General features: G+C 34.8%; 4 protein-coding genes. 3 read left to right on the top strand and 1 reads right to left on the bottom strand.

Annotated features, from left to right (window positions below; translation table 11 throughout):
• A partial coding sequence (locus LDB17_RS14610; RefSeq protein WP_393925115.1) for a glycosyltransferase occupies positions 1–631 on the top strand: 631 nt, incomplete at its 5' end.
• Between the two features lie 34 nt (positions 632–665).
• Here LDB17_RS14610 and LDB17_RS14605 read toward each other — a convergent pair.
• Positions 666–1,076, bottom strand: coding sequence for a Fur family transcriptional regulator (locus LDB17_RS14605; RefSeq protein WP_252639046.1), 411 nt, complete (start codon positions 1,074–1,076; stop codon positions 666–668).
• Positions 1,077–1,622: 546 nt separating this feature from the next.
• Between LDB17_RS14605 and LDB17_RS14600 the strand changes: the two genes are divergently transcribed.
• The gene (locus tag LDB17_RS14600; RefSeq protein ID WP_252639047.1) at positions 1,623–3,782 is read left to right on the top strand and encodes a TonB-dependent receptor; all 2,160 of its coding nucleotides are present in this window, start codon (positions 1,623–1,625) and stop codon (positions 3,780–3,782) included.
• Positions 3,779–4,261, top strand: a complete 483-nt coding sequence (locus LDB17_RS14595; protein WP_252639048.1) for a DUF4625 domain-containing protein — start codon at positions 3,779–3,781, stop codon at positions 4,259–4,261. Before LDB17_RS14600 ends, LDB17_RS14595 begins: the two co-directional genes overlap by 4 nt.
• The last annotated feature ends 306 nt before the right edge of the window (positions 4,262–4,567 follow it).

Here is a 4,567-nt window from a genome sequence, read left to right as displayed (position 1 = left end):
AAAAAGTTTAGACTCTCGCCTATACTCTGTAGTTGGTGCTGCAGGCGAGTTATTTGCTATAAGACGTGATTTGTTTGAATGTATTCCAAATGATACAATTCTTGATGATTTCGTCTTGTCTCTAAAAATAGCAGAAAAAGGTTATCGCATAGCATATTGCTCCAAAGCATATGCTATGGAATACAGCTCCGATTCGATGATAGAAGAAGAAAAAAGAAAAGTAAGAATTGCAGCAGGAGGACTACAAGCTGTATGGAGATTACGTCCTTTACTTAATATTTTCAGATATGGGATACTAAGCTTTCAGTACATATCGCATCGCGTTTTGAGATGGACCATAACCCCTTTGGCTCTTTTTGCTCTATTACCTCTTAATGTATTACTTTGCATACAAACCTACCCAACTTGTACATTACCTGCTATACTATTAATATTACAAGTTATTTTCTACTCATTAGGTTTTGTAGGATATACACTTGCTAAAAAGGAAATAAAAAATAAGGTGCTGTTTATTCCATATTATTTTCTTTTTATGAACTTAAATGTCATAAGGGCATATTCTTATTTAAAGAAAAGAAGTAATACTGGAATATGGGAAAAGGTTAAAAGAAAATCTACTCAAAATAGTTGAATTGCAGATATAAAAATACCAAGTAAGAATCTAATTATACACGTTCACTACATTTATTACAACTCCCTTTTATTAATATCTCACATTCGTCAGATTTAAATCCTTCCGGTAAGTTATACTTTTTTAAAGATATATTATCGAGACAAGTTATTGAATGACAGCTTTTACAATAAAAATGAGCATGATCTTTTTTATTGACTGAAAGATGAACATCATTCAGTACATATTTTGTTATGTTATCAACTGTAATTTTATGTATAATTTCAGTCTCCAATAATGTTTGAACAGTACGATAAAAAGTTATGCGATCGTAAAGATCTCCCATCTCCATCTTTATATCACCCTCGGTTAAAGAAATACTCTTCTTTTGGAAAATATTAATCAGCATAACTCGCTGAGCTGTTTTCTTTAAACCCTTATTTCTGAGTATATCTATTGCATTCATAATATCAATATTTATAGGTAAACAAAAGTACCACAAAATCACAGACCACACAAATTGATTATATATTGATATTGAAACAGTGTTGCATTTAAATAAAATTTATATCTTTGCTGTCTCCTAGTCAAAATTCATGTTCGGTGTGAGACAATATAAAGTAAATAAAATTATCTTGGCATGGCTATTAGCGGCTATATTCATAACCCCGATTATAGTTAAGGGTATTCATATTTATAAATATGAGTGCTACGAAGAACATTGTTCACATGCTAACGATAAACATAAACCTCAACATAATAGTAATACATGTCAGGTTTGTAAACTCACTTTATCTTTATTTACTGAAGCCAGTTTTCGCATTTCGGATACAATACAAATAATATATACTAGCCAGATATATTCCTTATATCTGGAAAATGGATATAACTCGATAACCCAACTCAATTATCTACGAGCACCACCCTCTATTAAAAACATATTTTCCTCCGGGATAATTCTATCCCAACTTTATTCGTAAATTATTTTAATAAAATAAAAACAAATACTTATATGCATATCCGAATTATTCGGGTTATGCTCTTGCTCGTATTTGTATTGCCCTTGTATAGTCAACAAACAGATTCTATCAAACAGGTAGAGTTAAAAAGTATTACTATAACTGCAACATCTTATAAGACATCGAGTAAAATCAATTCAGCTCTGTCGATAGAAGTAGCAGAAAAGGATTTTTTGAAAAATCACTTTACAGGCAATCTTATACAAGCATTAGAGCATATACCGGGAGTCCGTTCTATGGATATTGGGTCCGGGTTTTCGAAACCCATGATACGGGGAATGGGATTTAATCGCATTTCTGTAACCGAAAACGGAATCAAACAGGAAGGCCAACAATGGGGTAGCGATCACGGATTAGAGATTGACGCGTTTAATATCGAACGAGTCACTGTCCGCAAAGGGCCATCCTCACTTCTCTATGGAAGCGATGCGATGGGTGGCGTAGTGGAAATAACTCAAGCTCCCCCATCCTTCGACAATCAGATTTTTGGTGAAGCTGTGGTACTAGGCAAAAGTGTAAATGAAACATTCGGTGGTTCTGTATTATTAGGCCTGAAAAAAAGTGCATGGTATACAAGGTTTCGATATTCCGAACAGCGTTTTGGAGATTATCGCATACCTACAGATACCATTGTCTATCTTACTCAGAAAATTCCAATATATAATCGGAAGTTGAAGAATACAGCCGGTATTGAGCGTAATATAAGTTCATACACCGAATACCGTAGCGGAAAGTATTACTCCAATTATTCAATGAGTAATGCCTACCAAAAAATAGGATTTTTTCCCGGAGCACATGGCATACCTGATATATCCCGTGTACAGGACGATGGAGATGACCGTAATATTGAATTACCATACAGCAGAGTAAATCATATGAAGATAACATCACGACAGCAATACGTATGGGATAAACTCATTGGATATTGGGACGTTGGATATCAGAAGAATCACAGGGAAGAGTGGAGTAAATTTCATACGCATTATGGAACACAAGCACCTCCCCATAAAGATCCGGATAAAGAATTGGTTTTCACTTTAGATACATATAGCTCTTCTATTAAGCTGAAAACAATAGCCTCAGCTACATGGGAATATAATGTCGGGCTTGATATTCAATACCAACAAAACCGTATATCGGGATATTCATTTCTTTTACCCAGATACAATAGATTTACCAGTGGAGTATTTGGTCTTGCTACATGGCGACCATCACAGCAGCTTAGCTTTAGTGGAGGTATTCGCTACGATCATGGGAATGTAGACATATCAGCATATAATGATCCTTATCTTGAAACATATCTGCAGGTAATGGGATATGACAACGAACTGATAAAGCAATATAAGTGGCGTAGCTATGCTGTAAATCGCAACTTTGGAGACTTTTCGGGATCGCTCGGTATTATATGGAATCTGAATATATATCATCTTATAAAGGCGAATATAGGACACAGTTTTCGGCTTCCCGGTGCGAATGAGTTAGCAGCAAATGGAGTACATCATGGTACGTTCAGACACGAGCAAGGAGACCCTTCTCTTAATTCGGAAAGAGGATGGCAGCTGGATGCATCTTACTTGTATGAAAACAAGAACATTTCTTTTTCCATCACTCCATTCTTTAGCTGGTTTAGTAATTACATTTTTCTGAAACCAACAGGCGAATGGTCTGTACTTCCTCATGCGGGACAGATATATCGATATACGGGTGCTGAAGCTATTTTTGCAGGAACGGAGATATCTTTCAGTATAGACTTGTTCCCACATCTGAATTATTCTTTCACAGGTGAGTACGTATATACTTACAACCTTGATGAGAATACTCCTTTAAGTTTCTCGCCACCGGCATCTATGCGAAATACAATAACATGGAAAAGGAATCAATTCCACATACATGCTGAATTGTATAGTATTGCCAATCAAAATAGAGTGTCAAAGAACGAAAGTACAACATCAGGAACCAATTTAATTAATCTCGGAGGAAATATAAGTATTCCGATATATAACACAATGGTAGATATCAGTTTATCACTGCGGAATCTATTGGATACTAAATATTATAATCACTTAAGTTTTTACAGAAAAGTTGAAATTCCCGAACCGGGGCGCAACTTTCAATTATCAATTAAAATACCTTTTAAAAGTAAATTAAAATGAGAACAATTATTAAAATCCTATTCCTATCAATTATTAGTATAATAACATCTATATCATTTACTTCTTGTAGTAATGATAACGAAGGAGATACAACTCCACCTGTGATCAATCTAACTGCTCCGACAGAAGGCGCTGTATTAAAGATTGGATCAGATATTCATTTCGACATGGAATTATCCGACAATGAAATGTTATCTTCTTATAAAGTAGAGATACATAACAACTTTGATGGTCATAATCATACAAAATCATTAAAAGCCGAAGACGCTACTACCGCATTTGCTTTTCAGAAAACATGGAGTGTAGCCGGACAAAAAACAGCAAAAATACATCATCATGAAATAATCATACCGGAAAATGCAACCCCTGGTAATTATCACTTGATGGTATATTGTACAGACGCCGCCGGGAACGAATCGTATGTTGCACGTAATATTGTATTAAGTCACGACGGAGAAGATGATGATCATGATCACTAGATAAAAGCCTCTTTATAATTAAAACCTCAGTATAGCTCAATAAAGTATACTGAGGTTTTCTTCTGCACTCAACAATTTTATTTACAGCAGAATAAACTCTTATACAATAACTTAACAAGTATTTTATTTGTAATTCAGATTCTAAATCAAAGAAAAGGTTAGTTTAGATACGCCATTTCCAATCTCAATAGAAGATTTTGTTTTATCCAAATCACGCCCATTTACTTTACTCTTATGGGCATTAGCTGGTACGATAACCGTTGCGCTGCATCCTACAGGAAGTGTAACATTCATTTTCAACACAGC

Origin of the sequence: Dysgonomonas sp. Shenzhen-Wh21 (assembly GCF_043392705.1) — a bacterium.
Taxonomy (GTDB): domain Bacteria; phylum Bacteroidota; class Bacteroidia; order Bacteroidales; family Dysgonomonadaceae; genus Dysgonomonas.
This window is presented reverse-complemented; position numbering and strand designations above follow the sequence as displayed.